A 20,721-nucleotide genomic window follows, 5' to 3' on the forward strand; every position below is an offset into this window, starting at 1 on the left:
ACCAATCGATGAGCGGGCACAGCAGAGTGTTCTGGCAACATGACTGACGGTGTCACCACGATGCAGCATCAGCATGGCGGTGAGCCGCCGGGCGTGGTTTTTGTCCTTTGTTTTATGGATAGTTTTCTGCATCAGGCGTCGTTCGGTTCTGGGTATTGGTGCTATGATCGACATTGCTCAGTCCGGCTGGTGATTTGGGATATTCAGCGATTGATCAGATCGCATAAACCGGACTGAGTTCCCTCTAAGTGATCTACTATTCCGAGCAGTTATTTAGACTGCGGCCTTCTTACTCAGGAGGCAAATATGCACTATCAACAAGGATTTACGTTGGTTGAACTAATGATTGTGGTCGGCATCGTGGCGATCCTCAGCGCTATCGGGCTGCCTGCCTATCAAAATTATCTGCAGCGCGCCGCGCTGACCGACATGCTGCAAACCATGGTGCCCTTTAAGACGGCCGTTGAGCTTTGCGCGATTGAACGCGGCGGGCCTGAACAGTGTCAGGCCGGGCAACGCGGTATTCCGCAGGGCACAACATCACGTTACGTGTCGGCGATCACCGTGGTCAACGGCATGATTACCCTGACCGGGCAGGAGAGCCTGAATGGATTAAGCGTAGAAATGCTGCCCGTCTGGGACAGTAACGAAGGCACGCTCGTCTGGCAGCGTACCTGTACCAGCACTAACACCACGTTACGCGACAACTGTCAGGAACAATTCCGCTTTGACAGTCGTGGGGGCACAAATGAGTAAACCCGACGATGCGATAGCGCTGATCTGTCAGCGCTACCGCGCCATCATCCTCGACCACAACGCGACGCATTTACGTCTTGCTGTCGCTGAGCAGGTTCCGCCAGGACTGGCCGAAGCCCTGCAATTTGCCAGCCCGTGTCAGATCGCTATTGAGTGCTGGCCGCAGGCCCGGCTCGAACAGGCTGAAGCTATGCATAGCCCCTTGTGTGCTAAAGAGGGTGCCGCCACAGAATCGGCAATCGATACCGCCAGCCAGCTTCTGCATCAGGCCGCACAGCGGCGGGCCTCAGACATCCATATTGAGCCTTATCAGCACAGCCTGCGTATTCGTCTGCGCATTGACGGCGTGTTGCATCCCCTTCCCCTGCAACGGGACATACAGCCAGCGGCTCTGCTGGCGCGGCTTAAAATTTTGGCCGGACTGGATATTGCCGAACGTCGTCTGCCACAGGACGGTCAGTTCAGCCATGAGATTGACGGTCAGGTCGCATCCTTTCGGCTCTCAACGTTGCTGACGCAGGGCGGAGAGAAAGCCGTCGTACGTTTGCTGCAGCGGGAAGGCGCTACACTGTCCCTGGACTCGCTGGGCTTACCCGCGGCTCCGCTGCGCCTGCTCAAGGCTGCGCTGGCACAGCCCCAGGGCCTGATTCTGGTCACGGGCCCAACCGGCAGTGGAAAAACGTTTACCCTTTACAGCGGACTGAGCGCGATTAATCAGCCCGGAAAGAACATTTGCAGTGTGGAAGATCCCATTGAGATCCCTTTGCCGGGCATCAATCAGACGCAAATTAATCCAAAGTATGGGCTCGATTTTAATCGCGTGTTACGCGCGCTGCTTCGCCAGGATCCGGATGTCATCATGATAGGCGAAATACGGGACGGCGAGACCGCTGAAATTGCCGTAAAAGCCGCGCAAACCGGTCATCTTGTCCTCTCGACTTTGCACACTAACTCAACGGCTGAAACGCTAACGCGCTTACGCCAGATGGGCATTCCTGGTTATTTACTGGGCTCAGCGTTGCGCCTGATTATTGCTCAGCGCCTGGTCAGACGCCTGTGTCCGCACTGTCGTGAACCTGGACAGGCCGTGGCACATCTCCCGGCGTCAGTCTGGCCAGGCACGTTACAAACCTGGCGGGCACCGGGTTGCGATCACTGCTTTTCGGGTTATTTTGGCCGTCTGGCTTTATTCGAACTCCTGCCCGTTACAGCCAAACTGCAAAATGCTATCGCCGCCGAAATGCCTCTGGAGGAGGTATTGGCGCTGGCAAAACAGCAAGGGATGCGCACGCTACAGGCTTCGGGGCTGGACGCTGTCAGCCGCGGCGAAACCTCTCTGGAGGAGATGCAGCGCGTTATTGGGCTCGAATCATGACGCACCTTTTTCTTTATCGCTGGTATGCCGTAGATACACAGGGCAGACTGCAAACGGGTTATCATCTGGCCCCCGACAGTGAGACGCTGTCTGACGACCTTTCGCGCCGGCACTTAGTGCCGGTGAGCGAGAAGCGGGAAAAAATGATGCGCCGACGTGACTGGCGGTCACAGCATAAAATTGATTTCATTCGCCAGCTCGCCACCCTGCTAAAGGCGGGCCTTCCTTTATCGCAAAGCCTTGATCTGCTGGCATCAGGTCACCCGCATGCCGCCTGGCGGGCGTTGATGCAGGCTTTACAGCATCACGTCTTGCGTGGCGAGCCATTTTCGCAGGCATTACGCCAGTGGCCAGAGGTTTTTCCGCCACTTTTCGCTGCGCTAATGGCGGTCGGCGAGCTGACCGGTCAGTTGGATATCTGCTGCGAACAACTGGCGCAGCAACAAACACGCCAGCAGCATTTGCGCGCCAAGGTTCTGAAAGCCCTGCGTTATCCCCTGTTTATTCTGTTCGTGGCGTTGGCCGTCACCTGCGGTATGTTGCTGTTTGTCTTGCCGGAGTTTGTTTCCGTCTATGCCTCGTTTGACGCGCCTTTACCCGCCTTCACCGCCGCCGTTATCACCCTGTCCGACGCATTACAGGCGGGCGGATTGCCGCTAATCGGGGGCATTGCCCTGCTGGCGACGGGCTGGTACCACGCGCGGCGGCGCTCTGAAAACTGGCAGCGCTGTGAGCAACGCGCCCTGCTGCGTGTGCCGGTTATCGCCGGGCTATGGCAGGGTAGTCAACTGACGCAAATCTACAGTGTGTTGCAACTGACCCAGCAGGCAGGATTAACCCTGCTCCAGGAACTTGATGCGGCCTGTGTCACGTTGTCATCGCGGCTGTGGCAGGATGCCATCAGGGCTATTCAGCAGCACATTGCGCAAGGCAATCCTCTGCACCAGGCGTTGCACTCGCATCCCCTGTTTACGCCACTTTGTCGTCAGTTGATTCGTGTGGGCGAAGAGTCAGGCGCACTGGATGTGATGCTGGCGCGTCTGGCTGAATGGCATGAAAGAGAAACGCTGACGCGGGCTGATAATCTGGCCGCCTCGCTGGAGCCCGTGATGATGGTGGTGATTGGCGGCATTGTCGGCACACTGGTGATCGCCATGTATCTGCCTGTGTTTGGGCTAGGTGAGGCCATGCAGTAAAGGTGCTCCGTTCCTTTACTGCATGCTGAGCAGGCGGGGTTAACGGGAAAAGATGCGGTTTTCCTGCTCGGCCACCCGAATAAACGTGGTGCGCTTGGTTAACTCTTTTAGCCGCTCAGCTCCCACATAGGTGCAGGCAGAACGAAGCCCGCCGAGAATATCGCGAAGGGTTTCTTCTACTGGTCCGCGCAAGGGGAGTTTCACTGTTTTCCCTTCTGCCGCACGATATTTCGCCACGCTTCCCGCATGACGTTTCATTGCGGATTCTGAGCTCATGCCGTAAAACAGCATAAACCGCTCGCCGTTTTCTTCTGTAATTCGGCCTTCGCACTCATCATGTGCCGCCAGCATGCCGCCCAGCATGACAAAATCCGCGCCGCCACCAAACGCTTTGGCGATATCACCCGGCACAGCGCATCCGCCATCGCTGACGATTTGCCCACTCAGGCCGTGCGCCGCATCGGCGCACTCAATCACGGCAGAGAGCTGCGGATATCCCACGCCGGTTTTGACGCGCGTGGTGCAGACTGAGCCCGGCCCAATCCCCACCTTCACGATATCGGCTCCGGACAGGATTAACTCTTCGACCATTTCCCCCGTGACGACGTTACCCGCACAAATCGTTTTGCCCGGGAAGATCTCACGCGCACGCTTCAGGAAATCGACAAAGTGCTCAGAATAACCATTGGCAACGTCAATACAGATGAACTGCAGGTCATCGCAAATGGCCATGACCGCGATAAGTTTGGTGAGATCGGCGTCTGAGGTGCCGGTAGATACCATCACATATTTCAGTACTGATGCCGGTACGCGTTGAACAAACGTCCGCCAGTCTTCCACACTGTAGTGTTTGTGTACGGCTGTTAATACATTGAAACTGGCCAGCGCCTCGGCCATTGAAAAAGTCCCCACCGTATCCATGTTGGCCGCGATAACAGGTACGCCGCGCCAGTCCAGGCCGGAGTGTTTGAACGTAAAGCTGCGATCCAGTTCGACCTGAGATCGGCTTTTCAGCGTGGAGCGCTTTGGACGAATCAGTACGTCTTTAAAGCCCAGTTTCAAATCTTCTTCAATGCGCATACATAGTGTCCTGGTAAGAGGTTATTCATCGCCATGAAGGGCGTTATCACAAAGCCAGTCACCTCATGATACGCGCGATTTGCACCGCAACAAGAGTGCGAATTTCACTTTATTTACGCTACAATCCATCAGATTCGACGGCGTCTTTCTAACGAAATCGGACGCGCAACATGATCGTGTCGTAACGCTTTGGCTTACCTGTGACTGAACGACCAAGAGAGTGAGAGTGAGAGATACGCCCTACACGGTGGCGCTGACCGGTGGCATTGGCAGCGGCAAGAGCACTATTGCCGCGTACTTTGCTGCAGAAGGCGTGACGATCATTGACGCTGATGTCATTGCCCGCGAGGTCGTCGAGCCGGGCACGCCTGCTCTGCAGGCGATTGTTGCACGCTATGGTGACAGTATTCTGACCGATCAGGGAACACTGCAACGTGCGCGCTTAAGAGAGATTATTTTTGCGGCACCTGATGAAAAAAACTGGCTAAACGCGCTGCTTCATCCCCTGATTAACGCCCGCACACAGCAGCTTAAAGCGCAGGCGACCTCACCTTATGTCCTGTGGGTCGTGCCGTTGCTGGTTGAAAACCAGCTCCAGCATCAGGCCGATCGGGTTTTGGTTATCGACACCGATGAAGAAACACAGCTGAAACGTACGCTCGCACGCGACAACGTTTCTCCTGAGCAGGCTAAACGCATTCTTGCGGCACAGGCGACGCGCCAACAGCGCCTCGCGTGTGCCGATGATATTATTGATAACAGTGGCGCGCCTGAAAATGCGCTACCCCAGGTTGCCAGACTTCATCAGCGTTATCTGAAGCTTGCGGCAGCGAAACAGGATTAATCCATGAGTACAGTCGTTCTGTTTGAACATCCACTGAATGAAAAAATGCGCACCTGGCTGCGTGTCGAATTCCTGATCGATCAGTTGCATCAGGTTACGCCATTGGAAAATACCGCCACGGCACTGACTTTTTTTCGTCTGATCGGCGAACTGCTGGATATCTTTGAACGCGGCGACATGCGCACCGAATTGCTGAAAGAGCTTGAGCGTCAGCAAACCAAACTACGCGCGTGGGCGGATGTGCCCGGCGTGGATATGTCCGTGGTGGATGCATTGCGCGACAAACTAAAAGCACAATCTGTTCTGCTTAACAGTGCGCCGCGTATGGGGCAGCAACTGAGGGAAGATCGTCTGATTGCTCTGGTTCGTCAGCGGCTCAGTATTCCGGGCGGGTGCTGCAGTTTCGATCTGCCTGGTCTGCACATCTGGCTGCATCTGCCGCAGACAACACGTGATGCGCAGGTTACAAGCTGGATGGAAACCCTGATACCGCTGCACAGCACACTGGCCATGTTGCTCGATTTAATCCGTCAGTCGGGCACTTACCGTTTACAAACCAGTCTGAACGGTTTTTATCAGGATAATGCCGAAGGCGCCGATCTTCTGCGTCTGCAACTGGACATAGAGGACGCACTTTATCCTCAGGTATCCGGTCATAAGAGCCGTTTTGCGATACGTTTTATGCCACTGGACAGTGAGCGCGGTGAAGTCCCTGCGCGCCTCAACTTCCAACTGGCCTGTTGTTAGAGGTGAACATGCAGGAAGAAATTATGACCGTTAACTGTCCGCAGTGCGGTAAAACGGTTATCTGGGATGAACTGAGCCCGTGGCGGCCGTTTTGCAGCAAACGTTGTCAGTTAATTGACCTTGGCGAATGGGCTGCGGAAGAAAAGCGCATACCCAGCAGCGATGAATTGAACGACAGTGACAACTGGAGTGAAGAAGAACGCTAAGTCACGCGGTGGGGCATAATGCCCCACCCTGTTACAGTTCGCCTGCCACCAGACGCGCTATCAGTTCATGATTTGCCGCCGGAAATTCTTCAGCGATCAGCGCCCGCTGTTCGACCCAACGCTGTGGCTGACCTTCTTTGCCCCAGGGTTCACCTTTCCAGCCTTCGACCAGGAAAAAATGCAGCGTCACACGCAGATCGTCATAGGTATGATCTTTGATGCCAATGGCGCGGGCATCAGTCACCTCAATGCCGGTCTCTTCGAGCAGTTCGCGCACTAAACCCTGCTCAGGGCTTTCACCCGCTTCAATTTTACCGCCGGGAAATTCCCACTTATTGGCCATGTAGGAGGAAGCCGCACGCTGGGCAAGAAAAATGTGTTTATCGGCATTGCGGATAATGCCGACGGCAACCTGCAGGTGCTTCATGAAGGTATCCTGAAGAGTGGGTGAATGAGCGCTGATTCTAAAACATGTTAAGCGGGTTGTTAACCGCGCCATCGTTCAGCGGACAAAAAGCCAAAAAAAAGGAGCCAGAGGCTCCTTTTCAGTCAATACGTTATCAGGCCAGGCGACCATGACACTGTTTGTATTTCTTACCTGAACCGCATGGGCAAGGATCGTTACGTCCGACTTTACGCTCGCCGCCCTGCTGGGCAAGCGACTCGGCCGCCAGCACATCTTCGCTGACATGGCTGAGATGCTGCTGCTGCGCCAGACGCTCTGCCTCTTCGCGACGTTGCTGCTCCATCGCTTCCACTTCTTCTGGCATTCGCACCTGCACCTTGCTCAGTGTGCTGATTACTTCATACTTCAGCGTTTCAAGCATGGCGGCAAACATGGCAAACGATTCACGTTTATATTCATGCTTCGGATCTTTCTGCGCGTAGCCACGTAAGTGGATGCCCTGACGCAGATAATCCATTGCCGCCAGGTGCTCTTTCCACAGGGAGTCCAGCGTTTGCAGCATCACGCCTTTCTCAAAGTTACGCATCATCTCCGCGCCCACGATCTCTTCTTTCGCCGCATAGCTATCGGCAGCGTGTTTCATAATGCGCTCACGCAGCGTCTCTTCATGCAGGTCCGGTTCTTTATCCAGCCATTCACTGATTGGCAGATCCAGATCGAAATCGTTACGCAGGCGCTCTTCCAGTCCCGGTACGTCCCACATTTCTTCCAGTGACTGCGGTGGAATGTAGCTGTCGATAATCGATTTATAGACGTCTTCGCGAATACTGTTGATGGTATCGGAGACATCAGAAACATCCAGCAGCTCATTACGCTGGCTATAGATCGCGCGGCGTTGGTCATTCGCCACATCATCGTATTCCAGCAGTTGCTTACGAATATCGAAGTTACGGCTTTCCACTTTACGCTGTGCGTTGGCAATGGCTTTGGTTACCCACGGGTGCTCAATGGCCTCGCCCGGTTTCATTCCCAGCTTGCGCATCATGTTAGAAACACGATCAGAGGCAAAAATACGCATCAGCGCATCTTCCATTGACAGGTAGAAACGTGAAGAACCCGCGTCCCCCTGACGACCCGCACGACCGCGCAGCTGGTTGTCAATACGACGCGATTCATGGCGTTCCGTACCGACGATATGTAAGCCACCTGACGCCAGCACGGCATCGTGACGAACCTGCCAGGCCGCTTTAATCGCCTCGATCTGCTCTTCAGTCGGATCCTGCAGCTCAGCGACTTCGGCATGCCAGCTACCGCCCAGCATAATATCGGTACCACGGCCCGCCATGTTGGTGGCGATGGTTACTGCACCCGGCTGACCAGCCTGAGCAACAATATCCGCTTCGCGGGCGTGGAATTTGGCGTTCAGAACATTGTGCTTAATGCCTGCGCGTGTCAGCTCGTTTGATACAACTTCTGACTTCTCGATCGAAATCGTACCTACCAGTACCGGTTGCCCTTTCGCGGTACGTTCGCGAATATCCTCAATAATGGCATCGATCTTCTCTTTCTCTGTCATGTAGACCAGATCGGCCAGATCTTTACGCACCATCGGACGGTTGGTTGGCACAACGATGGTATCGAGCTTGTAGATGGAGCTGAACTCAAACGCTTCGGTATCAGCCGTACCCGTCATACCGGCCAGCTTTTCATAGAGGCGGAAGTAGTTCTGGAAGGTGATCGATGCCAGCGTCTGGTTTTCGTTCTGGATTTCAACGCCTTCTTTGGCTTCAACAGCCTGATGCAGACCATCAGACCAGCGACGTCCTTGCATGGTACGACCGGTATGCTCATCGACAATGATGACTTCGCCATCTTTAACGATGTAATCAACATCGCGCGTGAACAGCGCATGTGCACGCAGCGCAGCCGTCACGTGATGCATCAGCATGATATTCGTCGGTGAATAGAGGGATTCACCTTCCACCATAATGCCCTGGCTCACCAGCAGCTCTTCGACTTTCACCAGGCCGCGCTCGGTCATGTGCGCCTGACGCGCTTTCTCGTCAACCCAGAAATCGCCTTCACCCTGGAAGTGGTCAGAATCTTCTTTTTCCTGACGGATCAGGTGAGGAATGATTTTGTTCACTTTGGTATAGAGTTCAGAGCTGTCTTCTGCCGGACCTGAGATGATCAGTGGCGTTCGCGCTTCGTCAATGAGGATGGAGTCGACCTCATCCACCAGCGCATAGTGCAGTTTACGCTGTACGCGCTCTTCAGGGCTGAACGCCATGTTGTCGCGCAGATAGTCGAAGCCATATTCGTTGTTCGTACCGTAAGTGATGTCCGCTGCATAGGCTTCACGTTTGGCGACGGAAGGCAGACCTGACATGTTGATACCGACACTCAGGCCAAGAAATTCAAACAACGGGCGGTTATTTTCCGCATCACGCTGGGCCAGGTAATCGTTGACGGTAACAACATGAACACCTTTACCGGTCAGGGCATTCAGGTAGGCTGGCAGCGTTGCCGTAAGCGTTTTACCTTCACCGGTACGCATCTCAGCAATACAGCGGTTGTTGAGTACCATACCGCCAATCAGCTGGACATCAAAGTGACGCATGCCAAAGACGCGTTTACTGGCTTCACGCACGGTTGCAAAGGCTTCCGGAAGTAAACTCTCCAGCGACTCGCCTTTTTTCAGGCGCTCACGGAACAGTTCCGTTTTCGCTTTCAGTTCTTCATCAGAGAGCTTTTCAAAATCCGGTTCCATCTTATTGATGATATCAACGGTTTTACGCATGCGGCGCAAAGTACGATCATTGCTGCTACCAAAAACCTTGGTTAACATTTTGATTAACATAATAAATATATTCTCAATTCAGCCGAATCGTCGGACTGCGAAATCTAAAAGGGTGTAATGAAAGTGATTAGCAGAACAATGAAGCGGGGCCGGCACGGATACCGTGCACTTTGCCATGCCAGGCTGCTCGCGTCAGGGCAGGCGCGTCAGACACAGGCAGCAGAGACAAACCAAAGGCGTCGTATGTCTGTGCTGTCTGGGAGGTCAATAAGGCATGAAGTGAATCGATTAACGCCAGCTTTTGCGCGGCCAGCGGATGTACCTGCTCTTCCGCCTGAGAATGCGGCGTCAGCGTGAAAGAGAGGTGGCGGATAACCGTGCGAATGGCATGCTGGTGCCAGTAGTCAACCGTAAAACTGGGACGTCGCGAGGCTTCCTGAAGACGAATAAGATGATCGAAACGAACGGCATTGCCGATGAACAGGCTGCTGGCTGAGGATTCGGATCCGGTGTTAAGTTCCGCTGTTTGCGCACACGCCGGCAAGCCGAGACTGGCCGCCACCATTCCCAGCAGGAAATGAGGCCAGAAATAGCGTCTACCTATTTGTCGCAAGCGTAGAAGGATTCCGATCACAATTGTTCCATTGCACATAACAATTTCATTATTCACTGCTGTTTTCAGCAGCATGCAGCCTGTAAAAGCGCCAGAGATAGTAACACTAATGTGGCGTGCCGACACCTGCGTTTAAAGCGACAACGGAAGAAATCGCACCTGATTGTGCAGCAATTCAGCAATTGTTTGCTTTAGCATGTGAAGAGTGTCGCAACACACAGAGAGCGAAGGCGGGGCAATAAAAAACGGCCGGCGCGACTGACCGGAGAGAGTGTCAGCGCAACCAGCCGTTTTTACGTTCTGATCAGGAATTAAGCCAGAACCAGATTTGGTGCTTTAAACGCCAGCGGCAATTCAGCTTCGTCTTCGAAGGTCGCCCATTCCCAGGCTTCCTGCTTAGCCAAAACGGCCTGCAGCAGTTTGTTGTTCAATGCATGGCCCGATTTGTACGCGGTAAACGCGCCGATAATGTTATGGCCACACATAAACAGATCGCCGATAGCGTCCAGCATTTTGTGACGGACAAACTCGTCTTCAAAACGCAGACCTTCTTCATTAAGCACGCGGAAATCATCAAGGCCTATCGCACAATCTAAACTACCGCCCAGGCACAGGCCTTTAGACTGCAGATATTCGATTTCATGCATGAAGCCAAAGGTGCGTGCACGGCTAATCTGACGAACAAACGCTTCGGCAGAGAATTTCATCTGGTAACGCTGAGAGCTGGCATCGATAGCCGGGTGTTTGAAATCAATAGTGAAATCAAGCGAAAAACCGTTATACGGTTTAATTTCCGCCCATTTATCACCATCTTCAACACTCACGGTTTGCTTAACGCGCACAAACTTCTTGGCGCTGCTGAGCTGCTCAATACCTGCATCCATCAGCAGATAGATAAAAGGCGCTGCGCTGCCATCCATAATCGGGATTTCAGGTGCATCGACTTCCACAATAATGTTGTCGATGCCAAGGCCCGCCAGTGCGGCATTTAAGTGTTCAACTGTCGAAATACGCACGCCTTCATCATTCACCAGGCAGGTACTCAGCATGGTGTCGCGCACGTATTTTGCATCAGCCGGAAAATCAACCGGGGGATTCAAGTCGGTGCGACGATAGATGACCCCGGTATTAGCCGGTGCAGGGCGCAACGTCAGGCTGACTTTCTTGCCGGTATGTAAACCGACACCTGTCGCCTGAACAATACGTTTTAATGTCCTTTGTTTGATCATCGTAATTATCTCGCAATATTACTTTCCGACCGCCAGTATACGTTACCAGCGGGTGAACACTTTAGCACAAAGAGCGGGAAAACCCAATTATAAGGTTATTCCTAGTCGGCCTGCTTACGCAAAAACGCCGGGATATCAAGGTAATCTGGCTCTTTGTTCGATTGCGCATTCTGATCGTTCACCACTTTCGCTGCAGGTTTCTGCTCCTGCGGCAGCGGCGACATGCCGTGCTGCTGGTAACGGTGATCCATCACTGGCTGGCTGGCCGGTTTGTTGGTGACCAGCGTGATTTCAGGACGCTTGTCCATACCAATACCGGTTGCCACCACGGTGACGCGCAGTTCATCGTTCATTTCTGGATCCAGAGAGGTACCGATAACCACGGTGGCGTTGTCTGAGGCGAAGGCGCGGATGGTATTACCCACGGTTTCGAACTCATCCAGACGCAGGTCAAAGCCCGCCGTGATGTTGACCAGCACGCCACGCGCACCAGACAGGTCGATATCTTCCAGCAGTGGGCTGGAAATCGCCATCTCAGCAGCTTCTTCCGCACGATCTTCACCGCATGCCACGCCAGAGCCCATCATGGCATAACCCATTTCTGACATGACGGTACGCACGTCAGCAAAGTCGACGTTCATCAGGCCAGGGCGGGTAATCAGTTCAGCGATACCCTGCACTGCGCCTTTCAGTACGTCGTTGGCTGCGCCAAAAGCGTCGAGCAGCGAAATGCCGCGCCCAAGCACTTTTAACAGCTTGTCGTTAGGAATGGTGATCAGTGAATCGACGTGCTTAGACAGCTCTGCGATCCCCTGCTCGGCAAACGCCATGCGCTTCTTGCCTTCGAAGTTGAAAGGCTTGGTCACGACCGCAACGGTCAGAATACCTAAATCTTTCGCCACTTCAGCTACAACAGGCGCTGCACCGGTACCGGTACCGCCACCCATACCCGCTGCGATGAACACCATGTCTGCCCCTTCCAGCGCAGAACGCAGTGCTTCGCGATCTTCCTCTGCAGAGTTACGGCCCACTTCCGGGTTCGCACCCGCACCCAGCCCTTTGGTAATGTTATTACCGATCTGGATGGTCTGGCCGACCGCTGTTTTACGCAACGCCTGGGCGTCGGTGTTAACAGCGAAGAATTCCACACCTTCGATACGCTCGCGTACCATGTGCTCTACGGCGTTGCCGCCGCCACCGCCGACGCCGATGACTTTAATCACCGCGTCATTGGTTAATTCCATAGGTTCAAACATGATTTCTCTCCGTTATGTGCCTGTCGCCTGGAGATCACAAAAGAAAACAGCATGATCCCCTTTTACAAAAATTAAAACTCTTTTTTTAACCAACTATTGATACGTTTAAACCAGTTGCCGACTGAAACCCGCTTTTCCGCCTCTGCGTCACCGTTCATGTGTGACTCTTTGCCGTAATGCAACAGCCCTACCGCCGTGGAATAGTAAGACTCCTGCGCGTAGTCCGTCAGGCCAGTAATGTTCAGCGGCTGTCCAATGCGCACCTGCGTATGGAATACGCGCTGCGCGCAGGCGGCCAGACCTTCAATCTGCGCCGCGCCGCCGGTTAATACAATCCCCGCAGCAAGATGGTGTTTCACTCCCTGCTGGCGAAGCTGCTCTTGCAACTGCAAAATCTCGTCATTGACCAGATTTAAAAGTTCGGTGTAACGCGGCTCAATTACCTCAGCCAGCGTCTGGCGCTGTAAGCTCCGTGGCGGACGTCCGCCAACGCTCGGCACTTCAACGTTCTCATCTTTTCCAACAATCGATCCCAGCGCGCAACCATGCCGGACTTTAATCGCTTCCGCATCGGTAGGCGGCGTGCCAAAGGCGTACGCAATATCGCTGGTAACTACATTGCCCGCATAGGGAATGACCTTCGTGTGGCGCAGTGCACCGCCAGTATAGACGGCGATATCCATTGTGCCGCCCCCGATATCCACCACGCAAACGCCCAGTTCGCGTTCGTCTTCGGTCAGTACAGCAAAGCTGGACGCCAGACCGGCAAAAATCAGTTGGTCAACTTTGAGGCCACAACGTTCAACGGCTTTAACAATATTTTTCGCCATATCATTGTGACAGGTGATCAAATGAACTTTCGCCTGCATACGTACACCGGAAAGGCCGACCGGGTTCTTAATGCCTTCCTGGTAATCGATGGCATATTCCTGAGGAATAACGTGCAGAATGCGATGCTCGTCACGAACGCGCACAGACTTTGCCGTGTGCACCACATTCTCTACATCATCCTGAGTCACTTCCTCTTCTGAAATCGGAACCATCCCGATTTCGTTCTGGCAGCTGATATGTTTGCCCGATAATGCAAGGTAGACGGAGGAAATCTGGCAATCCGCCATCAACTCAGCCTGATCAATGGCGCGCTGTACGCATTTCACCACCGACTCAAGATCGTTAACGCCACCTTTATCCATACCGCGGGACGGACAACTGCCGACCCCAATAATATTGACCATACCATCGGGCAGAATTTCCCCAACCAGGGCGGCGACTTTCGCAGTGCCAATTTCGAGTCCAACTACCAGTTTTCTGTCCGTTGCCTTGATCATTGTTGTTTAGCCTGTGCCTGGTTTTGTTGCTGATTACTGTCCTGTGGCTCCATCACTATCGGTGTCCAGCCAACTGAGGCGCCAGAGTCATAGCGTAAATCAACGGAGTTGATGCGCTTGTGTTCATTCTCGCCTTGTTGCTGCAACACCGGATAAAGCTCAATAAAACGATTCAGACGCTTCATGGTATCGGTACGGCCCAGTTCGATACGTACATCGTCACTGGTCACCAGTTGCCATGAACGTCGTGCCGTCATCGACGCCACCTTCAGGGTAAACTTCCTGGCTTTCAGCACATCATCCATACTGTGATAGCCCGCCAGGACCTCTTTTTCACTGCCTTCTGGCCCATACAACATGGGCAACGCTTCTTTGCCCATATGATTGGCCGGTACGCTAAATGACACGCCGTCGCTGTCCACCATATGCGCGTCGTTCCAGCGTGCCACCGGCGTGTACTCAACCAGATGAATCTTCAGTTCATCAGGCCACTGTTTGCGCACACTGACCTGTTTAATCCACGGCAACCGTTCAATCTGCTGCTGGATAATGTTCACATCCTGCGACATAAAGGTGCCGGGTGGCCCCAGGGATAAAATCGCCTGGCGGATGTCGTCGTGGGTGGTGTAATGCAACTCACCGGTGACCACCAGTTTCGACAGGGGTAAGCGGGATGCATCGTTCATCCACTTCAGCACCACTAATCCACCCGCAATCATTATGCCCATCACCATCAGCAGAAAGACGATGCCAAACAGCCGGGTACCGTTACTGCGACCGGTGCGTGCCCGCTCCTGCGCCTCACGATTGCGTACATTCATCGCCGCCTGTGACATATCAGTCGGCCAGTTCCAGAATGCGTACGACCAGTTGAGAAAAGGTCAGTCCCGCCTGCTTTGCTGCCATCGGCACTAAGCTGTGGCTGGTCATGCCCGGGGAAGTATTGGCTTCCAGCAACTGAAAGCGGCCTTCACCATCGGTCATCACATCGACACGACCCCAACCCTGACATCCCAGCGCCTGCCAGGCAGACCACACCAGCTGTTGTAATTCTGCTTCACGCTCTGCACTCAGCCCTGCGGGACAGAAGTACTGAGTATCGTCAGAAATGTATTTAGCTTCATAGTCATAGAACTCGCTGGCAGTCTTTATTTTTATCGCTGGCAGAATCTGATCGCCCAGAATGCCCACGGTATATTCTTCACCACTCAGAAACGCCTCGATAAGCACGTTATCGTCGTGACGAAATGCCTCTTCCAGCGCGGCCATCAGATCACCCTGCTGATTAACCCGGCTGATGCCAACGCTGGATCCTTCACTGCTCGGTTTAACAAACAGAGGGAAGCCCAGTGCGGCAATCGCCGCCGCTGTCGCGGCGTCCAGACCCGACTGCATCTGTGCACGGGTCATCCAGACAAACTTACCTGCCGGCAGTCCCCTGCCCTGCCACAGTAATTTGGTACGCAGCTTATCCATGGTCACCGCCGACGCCATGACCCCGCTGCCGGTATAAGGCAGTTGCAGAAATTCAAGCACGGCCTGAAGCGTGCCGTCTTCGCCACCGCGACCATGCAGCGCGATAAAGACTTTGTCGAAGCCCTGCGTTTTCAGATCCAGCACAAACTGCTCGCGTGTATCAATACCGTGCGCATCAATGCCCGCTTCACGTAAACCGGCCAGTACGGCAGCCCCGGACATCAGGGAGACCTCGCGTTCGGCTGAGGTGCCACCCATCAAAACAGCCACTTTAGACATGACGGCCCTCCACTTTGCGCTCTGGCTGCAGTTTGCATTCCGCCAGTTTACGCGCCACTTTCCCGACGTTGCCTGCGCCCTGAACCAGAATCAGATCGTTACCTGATAATAACGGCGCCAGCATCTCGACTAACGCATCATGCTCCGGCACCAGAATGGGGTCGACTTTACCGCGGTTGCGGATTGCACGACACAGCGCACGGCTGTCAGCACCCGGAATCGGCGTTTCGCCGGCGGCATACACATCCAGCATCAGTAAAACGTCGACCTGTGACAGCACGTTGGCAAAATCGTCAAACAGGTCGCGCGTGCGGGTATACCGGTGCGGCTGAAAGACCATCGCCAGTTTTTTATCCGGCCAGCCTGCGCGCGCCGCTTTAATGGTGGCATCCACTTCCGTTGGGTGATGGCCATAATCATCAACCAGCATAGCCGTGCCAGGCGTGCCGTTGACCGGTTCGGTAGCAAACTCGCCCAACTGATCGAAACGACGGCCGGTTCCCTGGAAGCTCTCCAGCGCAGCCAGAATCGCGCTGTCTTCAATGCCTTCTTCGCTGGCAACCGCAACCGCTGCCGCCGCATTCAACGCGTTATGCCGTCCCGGCGCATTCAGCGTGATCGCGAGTGGTGCCTTGTCCTGACGAATCAGGTTGAAATGCACCTGAGCGCCACGCTGTTCAAAATCTTCAATGCGGAAGTCCGCATCCTCGCTGAAACCATAGGTCGTAATCTGACGTCCTACACGCGGTAACAAGTCGCGAATCACCGCATCATCAACGCACATCACCGCACGGCCATAGAAGGGCAGGTTGTGCAGAAAATTGATAAACGTCTGCTTCAGGTTTTCGAAATCACCCTGATACGTGTCCATATGATCGGCTTCGATATTGGTCACGACGGCAACCATCGGCTGCAGATGCAGGAAGGACGCATCGCTCTCATCCGCCTCGGCGATCAGATAACGGCTGCTGCCCAGACGCGCATGCGTGCCCGCCGCTTTCACCAATCCACCGTTAACGAAGGTCGGATCCAGGCCACCTTCGGCATAAATGCTGGAGACCATCGCCGTTGTCGTAGTTTTGCCGTGCGTTCCGGCGATCGCAATGCCATGACGAAAGCGCATCAGTTCTGCCAGCATCTCAGCGCGACGAATCACCGGGATACGTTGCTCGCGTGCCGCAACCAGCTCAGGGTTATCCTGAGAAACCGCACTGGAGACCACGACGACACTGGCATCCGTCACGTTTTCCGGGCGGTGGTTGAAGTAAATCGTTGCGCCCAGATTGATCAGATTTTGGGTTACCGGGTTAGGCGCCAGATCAGAACCGCTAATATGGTAGCCTTCATTCGCTAACACTTCGGCAATACCGCCCATGCCAGCACCGCCGATGCCGACAAAGTGAATGTGCCGGACGCGACGCATCTCGGGCACGATTGAACGCAGTTTTGCCAGTTGTTGTGTATTCATTACGCTTTCTTATACCTACTCATTCAGTTTGTGCTCAGGTTGTTGAGCACGGGCCAGCCAGGCTGACCTGATTCTTTAACGTGCGGCGCGAGCCACTTCCTGTGCAACCCGTTCGGTGGCATCAGGTACCGCTACCGCGTGGGCCTTTTCTGCCATCGCGAGTAATGTTGGACGGTCCCAGTGACGCAACGTTTCCGCTACCGCCTCCGCAGTAAACTGCGGCTGCTCAAAAATTTTGGCTGCCCCTGCGCCTTCAAGCGGCAGGGCATTCCAGTACTGCTGGCGATCTTTGTGCTGAAACGGCACGAAAATCGCCGGTAAGCCTGCGGCAGCGATTTCGCTTACCGTTAATGCGCCAGAGCGGCAAATCACCACGTCGGCCCAGGCATACGCAGCGGCCATATCATCAATAAACTCGGTCACTTTATGCTGCGGCTGACCGGCTTGCTGATAGGCCTGTTGGACTTCTTGCAAGGCGCCCTTACCCGTCTGATGCCAGAGGGTAATGGTCTCGCCCAGCCTGGCGGCAATCTGAGGCAACGTCTGGTTCAGAATGCGCGCGCCCTGACTGCCCCCGATAACCAGAATACGAATCGGTCCACTGCGGCCAGCCAGCCGTTGAGCCGGTGACGGCAGCGCCAGCACATCGGTACGCACCGGATTACCCACAACTTCCGCGTGCGGAAAGGCACCCGGGAAGGCCTGCATGACCTTGGTGGCAATTTTAGCCAGCCATTTATTGGTGAGCCCGGCAATACCGTTCTGCTCATGGAGTACCACTGGCACCCCGCAACTCCAGGCGGCCAGACCACCGGGCCCCGATACATAACCGCCCATGCCCAGCACCACATCGGGCTTCCAGGCTTTGATAATCTTGCGCGCCTGACGCCAGGCGTTGAAGATGCGTACCGGCGCTAACAACAGCGCTTTACTGCCTTTACCGCGTAATCCACTGATGCGGATAAAATCAATGTCGATACCGTGCTTCGGTACCAGGTCGGCTTCCATACGATCGGCCGTGCCTAACCAGCGCACCTGCCAGCCCTGCGCCTCGAGATGATGGGCCACAGCCAGCCCCGGGAAAACATGCCCGCCGGTTCCTCCTGCCATGACCATCAATCGTTTACCGCTCATCGACCACCCCGGGTAAACGCCTGCGCTTTAGCCAGACGCGTTTCATAATCAATACGTAACAAAAATACGATGGCCGTCGACATAATGAGCAGGCTCGAGCCACCGTAACTAATCAGCGGTAATGTCAGACCTTTTGTCGGCAACATCCCCGCCGCCGCACCCACGTTGACCAGCGCCTGAAAGCTGAACCAGACGCCGATTGAGCAGGCCAGAAAGCCGGAGAAACGTTGGTCAAGTTCAAGTGCGCGGCGGCCAATCGACATGGCGCGAAAAGCCACGAAGAATACCATTAACAGGGCTAAAACCACACCGATGTAACCCAGTTCTTCTCCGATAATCGAGAAAATAAAGTCGGTATGTGCTTCCGGCAGGTATTCCAGTTTCTGTACCGAATTGCCCAGTCCCTGGCCCCAGAATTCGCCGCGGCCAAACGCCATCAGTGACTGAGTAAGCTGGTAGCCGCTGCCGAACGGATCTTCCCACGGATTCCAGAAAGAGGTCACACGGCGCATACGATAAGGCTCGGCGATGATTAACAACACCACCGCGAACATGCCAGAACCGATAATCGCCAGGAACTGCCACAGCTTTGCCCCCGCCAGGAAGAGCATCGCGAGCGTCGTGACAAACAGCACCACCACCGTACCCAGATCGGGCTGAGCGAGCAGCAGCACCGCCAGCACGACCATCACCCCCATCGGCTTACAGAAGCCCCAGAAGTTATTGCGGACTTCCTCAACCTTACGCACCAGATAACTGGCGAGATAACAGAAGAGCGTGAGCTTAGACAGTTCCGCTGGCTGAATACGCAGTGGACCCAGTGCAATCCAGCGTGATGCCCCGTTTACGGAGCTTCCTACGACCAGCACAATCAGCAGCATGACGACCGACGCCATCAGCATCACGTTGCTGTAGCGTTGCCAGAAATCCATGGGTACGCGCAGCGTGACCAGCGCGATACCAAACGCCAGCGCAATATAGAACGCATCACGCTTGGCAAAGTAGAACGGATCGTCATTCAGACGCTGTCCCACCGGCATTGAAGCCGATGTCACCATCACAAACCCGATTGCAGCCAGCCCCAGGGTCAGCCAGAGCAAAGTCCGGTCATAGAGCACCTGCGAGGTATCGTCGCTCTCACGCGCCCCCATCACCCAGTTACTCAGGCGACCTGACAGATAATTCACAATACCCGCTCCAGGAATACGCATCAGCTTAACTCCCTGGCCAGTTGCGCGAAGACATCGCCGCGCTGTTCAAAATTGCGGAACTGGTCAAGGCTGGCGCAGGCCGGGGAAAGCAGGACCATGTCGCCTGGCTGTACCTGTTTTGCAATCTGCGCCATTGCCTCCTGCAGCGTTTCGGTCCTGACCGCCACGTCAGGGCGGAGCGCGGCCAGTGCATCACCATCGCGCCCAAAGCAAAACAGCCGGATACGATCGCCCTGCAGATACGGTTGCAGTGGAGAGAAATCCGCAGATTTGCCATCGCCTCCCAGCAGTAACCAGAGCGTACCGTCAACCTGTAATCCCTTCAGAGCCGCTTCCGTACTGCCCACATTGGTTGCTTTTGAATCATTGATCCAGCGCACACCGCGGCTTTCATGAACCAGCTGGAAACGGTGCGCCAGACCTGAATAAGCCGCCAGTGCGGACAGACTGGTCGAGCGTGGCAGACCAACCGCATCGGCCAGCGCCAACGCGGCGAGCGCATTGGTGTAGTTATGCTGTCCGACCAGCGTCATCTCGTCTGTGTTCAGGACTTTTTCGCCTTTCGCCCGCAGCCAAACACTGCCCTGCTGTTTGTTCAGGTGATAATCGCCGATATCGATACCGAAACTGACACAGCGTGCGTCGGCGCCGCGTACCGGCATGGTCATGCCATCGTCGGCATTCACCACGCAAACCTGAGCGTTCTCGTAAATCCGCAGTTTTGCCGCGCGATACTGCTGCATACCTAACGGATAGCGATCCATATGATCTTCGGTCACGTTCAGGATCGTGGCCGCTGCGGCCTTCAGGCTGTAGGTGGTTTCTAACTGGAAGCTGGAAAGCTCCAGAACATAGAGCTGAGCGGGCGCTTTCAGCAGGCTCAGCGCGGGCAACCCAATATTACCGCCGACGCCTACCTGCCAACCGGCGGCTTTCGCCATTTCGCCGACTAACGTAGTGACCGTACTCTTTCCGTTTGAACCGGTGATCGCCACGATCGGTGCCTGTGCTTCCCGGCAAAACAGCTCAATGTCGCCGACGATTTCAATGCCCGCGTCTGCCGCTTCACACAATGCGGGATGGGCCAGGGCAATGCCGGGGCTGGCCACGATGAGATCCGCAGCCAGCAGCCAGTCGCGATTGAGACCGCCCACATAACGTTCCACCTGCTCAGGCAGTTTATCCAGCCCGGGCGGTGATACACGGGTATCCATCACGCGGGGCGTTACGCCCTGCGCTATAAAGAAATCAACACAGGACAGGCCGGTCAGGCCTAATCCGATGATGACGACTTTTCTCCCGCGGTAATCAGCCATG

The 20,721-nt window shown here is 54.8% G+C and carries 19 protein-coding genes and 1 pseudogene; 6 read left to right on the forward strand and 14 right to left on the reverse strand.

Features of this window, described 5'->3' with window-relative positions:
• Positions 1-174, reverse strand: a pseudogene (locus F7Q90_RS18555) (IS630 family transposase); the annotation flags it as partial.
• Positions 175-306: 132 nt separating this feature from the next.
• On the opposite strand from F7Q90_RS18555, the gene ppdD reads away from it, so the two are divergent.
• From ppdD to hofC, 3 genes are read left to right on the forward strand one after another with little or no spacing between them, the layout of a single operon-like run.
• Complete coding sequence (ppdD, locus tag F7Q90_RS18560; protein ID WP_006117693.1) at positions 307-756, forward strand: prepilin peptidase-dependent pilin; 450 nt, start codon at positions 307-309, stop codon at positions 754-756.
• Entirely contained in the window at positions 749-2,131 is a 1,383-nt protein-coding gene (gene gspE, locus F7Q90_RS18565; protein ID WP_006117692.1) for a type II secretion system protein GspE, read from the forward strand. Before ppdD ends, gspE begins: the two co-directional genes overlap by 8 nt.
• A complete protein-coding gene (hofC, locus tag F7Q90_RS18570; protein ID WP_006117691.1) occupies positions 2,128-3,327 on the forward strand; it encodes a protein transport protein HofC in 1,200 nt (399 codons plus the stop codon). The genes gspE and hofC overlap by 4 nt, the downstream gene beginning before the upstream one ends.
• A gap of 39 nt (positions 3,328-3,366) precedes the next feature.
• Here hofC and F7Q90_RS18575 read toward each other — a convergent pair whose 3' ends face one another.
• Positions 3,367-4,407, reverse strand: a complete 1,041-nt coding sequence (locus F7Q90_RS18575; protein WP_006117690.1) for a GMP reductase — start codon at positions 4,405-4,407, stop codon at positions 3,367-3,369.
• 226 nt (positions 4,408-4,633) lie between these two features.
• Here F7Q90_RS18575 and coaE point away from each other — a divergent pair, with 226 nt between their 5' ends.
• The 3 genes from coaE to yacG are packed head-to-tail and all read left to right on the forward strand — an operon-like array spanning position 4,634 to position 6,204.
• Positions 4,634-5,251, forward strand: coding sequence for a dephospho-CoA kinase (gene coaE, locus F7Q90_RS18580; RefSeq protein WP_006117689.1), 618 nt, complete (start codon positions 4,634-4,636; stop codon positions 5,249-5,251).
• 3 nt (positions 5,252-5,254) lie between these two features.
• Positions 5,255-5,998, forward strand: coding sequence for a cell division protein ZapD (gene zapD / locus F7Q90_RS18585; protein ID WP_006117688.1), 744 nt, complete (start codon positions 5,255-5,257; stop codon positions 5,996-5,998).
• Between the two features lie 8 nt (positions 5,999-6,006).
• Positions 6,007-6,204, forward strand: a complete 198-nt coding sequence (gene yacG, locus F7Q90_RS18590; protein ID WP_006117687.1) for a DNA gyrase inhibitor YacG — start codon at positions 6,007-6,009, stop codon at positions 6,202-6,204.
• A 31-nt stretch (positions 6,205-6,235) separates the two neighbouring features.
• Here yacG and mutT read toward each other — a convergent pair whose 3' ends face one another.
• The 12 genes from mutT to murD all read right to left on the reverse strand — a co-directional run bounded on the left by mutT (position 6,236) and on the right by murD (position 20,720).
• Complete coding sequence (gene mutT / locus F7Q90_RS18595; RefSeq protein WP_006117686.1) at positions 6,236-6,631, reverse strand: 8-oxo-dGTP diphosphatase MutT; 396 nt, start codon at positions 6,629-6,631, stop codon at positions 6,236-6,238.
• Between the two features lie 133 nt (positions 6,632-6,764).
• Complete coding sequence (secA, locus tag F7Q90_RS18600; RefSeq protein ID WP_006117685.1) at positions 6,765-9,470, reverse strand: preprotein translocase subunit SecA; 2,706 nt, start codon at positions 9,468-9,470, stop codon at positions 6,765-6,767.
• 67 nt (positions 9,471-9,537) lie between these two features.
• A complete protein-coding gene (secM, locus tag F7Q90_RS18605; protein ID WP_006117684.1) occupies positions 9,538-10,044 on the reverse strand; it encodes a secA translation cis-regulator SecM in 507 nt (168 codons plus the stop codon).
• Between the two features lie 290 nt (positions 10,045-10,334).
• Entirely contained in the window at positions 10,335-11,252 is a 918-nt protein-coding gene (gene lpxC, locus F7Q90_RS18610) for a UDP-3-O-acyl-N-acetylglucosamine deacetylase (RefSeq protein WP_006117683.1), read from the reverse strand.
• 101 nt (positions 11,253-11,353) lie between these two features.
• Positions 11,354-12,508 (reverse strand): cell division protein FtsZ, encoded by a 1,155-nt coding sequence (gene ftsZ, locus F7Q90_RS18615; RefSeq protein WP_006117682.1) that lies wholly within the window; start codon positions 12,506-12,508, stop codon positions 11,354-11,356.
• Between the two features lie 71 nt (positions 12,509-12,579).
• Positions 12,580-13,836, reverse strand: coding sequence for a cell division protein FtsA (gene ftsA, locus F7Q90_RS18620; RefSeq protein ID WP_006117681.1), 1,257 nt, complete (start codon positions 13,834-13,836; stop codon positions 12,580-12,582).
• Positions 13,833-14,672: a cell division protein FtsQ gene (gene ftsQ, locus F7Q90_RS18625; protein WP_006117680.1), complete on the reverse strand. Its 840-nt coding sequence runs from the start codon at positions 14,670-14,672 to the stop codon at positions 13,833-13,835. Before ftsQ ends, ftsA begins: the two co-directional genes overlap by 4 nt.
• A 1-nt stretch (position 14,673) precedes the next feature.
• Positions 14,674-15,591 carry a D-alanine--D-alanine ligase gene (locus F7Q90_RS18630; RefSeq protein ID WP_006117679.1) on the reverse strand — a complete coding sequence of 306 codons (918 nt, stop codon included), beginning with the start codon at positions 15,589-15,591 and terminating at the stop codon, positions 14,674-14,676.
• Positions 15,584-17,059, reverse strand: a complete 1,476-nt coding sequence (murC, locus tag F7Q90_RS18635; RefSeq protein WP_006117678.1) for a UDP-N-acetylmuramate--L-alanine ligase — start codon at positions 17,057-17,059, stop codon at positions 15,584-15,586. The genes F7Q90_RS18630 and murC overlap by 8 nt, the downstream gene beginning before the upstream one ends.
• A 75-nt stretch (positions 17,060-17,134) precedes the next feature.
• Positions 17,135-18,193: an undecaprenyldiphospho-muramoylpentapeptide beta-N-acetylglucosaminyltransferase gene (murG, locus tag F7Q90_RS18640; RefSeq protein ID WP_006117677.1), complete on the reverse strand. Its 1,059-nt coding sequence runs from the start codon at positions 18,191-18,193 to the stop codon at positions 17,135-17,137.
• Positions 18,190-19,404 (reverse strand): cell division protein FtsW, encoded by a 1,215-nt coding sequence (ftsW, locus tag F7Q90_RS18645; RefSeq protein WP_006117676.1) that lies wholly within the window; start codon positions 19,402-19,404, stop codon positions 18,190-18,192. Before ftsW ends, murG begins: the two co-directional genes overlap by 4 nt.
• The gene (gene murD, locus F7Q90_RS18650; RefSeq protein ID WP_006117675.1) at positions 19,404-20,720 is read right to left on the reverse strand and encodes a UDP-N-acetylmuramoyl-L-alanine--D-glutamate ligase; all 1,317 of its coding nucleotides are present in this window, start codon (positions 20,718-20,720) and stop codon (positions 19,404-19,406) included. Before murD ends, ftsW begins: the two co-directional genes overlap by 1 nt.
• Position 20,721 lies beyond the last annotated feature (1 nt).

Source organism: Pantoea stewartii subsp. stewartii, from assembly GCF_008801695.1.
In the GTDB taxonomy this organism is placed as follows: domain Bacteria; phylum Pseudomonadota; class Gammaproteobacteria; order Enterobacterales; family Enterobacteriaceae; genus Pantoea; species Pantoea stewartii.

Coding starts and splice junctions, on each gene's coding strand:
- ppdD (WP_006117693.1), top strand. CDS start 307: ATGCACTATCAACAAGGATTTACGTTGGTTGAACTAATGATTGTGGTC.
- gspE (WP_006117692.1), top strand. CDS start 749: ATGAGTAAACCCGACGATGCGATAGCGCTGATCTGTCAGCGCTACCGC.
- hofC (WP_006117691.1), top strand. CDS start 2,128: ATGACGCACCTTTTTCTTTATCGCTGGTATGCCGTAGATACACAGGGC.
- F7Q90_RS18575 (WP_006117690.1), bottom strand. CDS start 4,407: ATGCGCATTGAAGAAGATTTGAAACTGGGCTTTAAAGACGTACTGATT.
- zapD (WP_006117688.1), top strand. CDS start 5,255: ATGAGTACAGTCGTTCTGTTTGAACATCCACTGAATGAAAAAATGCGC.
- yacG (WP_006117687.1), top strand. CDS start 6,007: ATGCAGGAAGAAATTATGACCGTTAACTGTCCGCAGTGCGGTAAAACG.
- mutT (WP_006117686.1), bottom strand. CDS start 6,631: ATGAAGCACCTGCAGGTTGCCGTCGGCATTATCCGCAATGCCGATAAA.
- secA (WP_006117685.1), bottom strand. CDS start 9,470: ATGTTAATCAAAATGTTAACCAAGGTTTTTGGTAGCAGCAATGATCGT.
- lpxC (WP_006117683.1), bottom strand. CDS start 11,252: ATGATCAAACAAAGGACATTAAAACGTATTGTTCAGGCGACAGGTGTC.
- ftsZ (WP_006117682.1), bottom strand. CDS start 12,508: ATGTTTGAACCTATGGAATTAACCAATGACGCGGTGATTAAAGTCATC.
- ftsA (WP_006117681.1), bottom strand. CDS start 13,836: ATGATCAAGGCAACGGACAGAAAACTGGTAGTTGGACTCGAAATTGGC.
- ftsQ (WP_006117680.1), bottom strand. CDS start 14,672: ATGTCACAGGCGGCGATGAATGTACGCAATCGTGAGGCGCAGGAGCGG.
- F7Q90_RS18630 (WP_006117679.1), bottom strand. CDS start 15,591: ATGTCTAAAGTGGCTGTTTTGATGGGTGGCACCTCAGCCGAACGCGAG.
- murC (WP_006117678.1), bottom strand. CDS start 17,059: ATGAATACACAACAACTGGCAAAACTGCGTTCAATCGTGCCCGAGATG.
- murG (WP_006117677.1), bottom strand. CDS start 18,193: ATGAGCGGTAAACGATTGATGGTCATGGCAGGAGGAACCGGCGGGCAT.
- ftsW (WP_006117676.1), bottom strand. CDS start 19,404: ATGCGTATTCCTGGAGCGGGTATTGTGAATTATCTGTCAGGTCGCCTG.
- murD (WP_006117675.1), bottom strand. CDS start 20,720: ATGGCTGATTACCGCGGGAGAAAAGTCGTCATCATCGGATTAGGCCTG.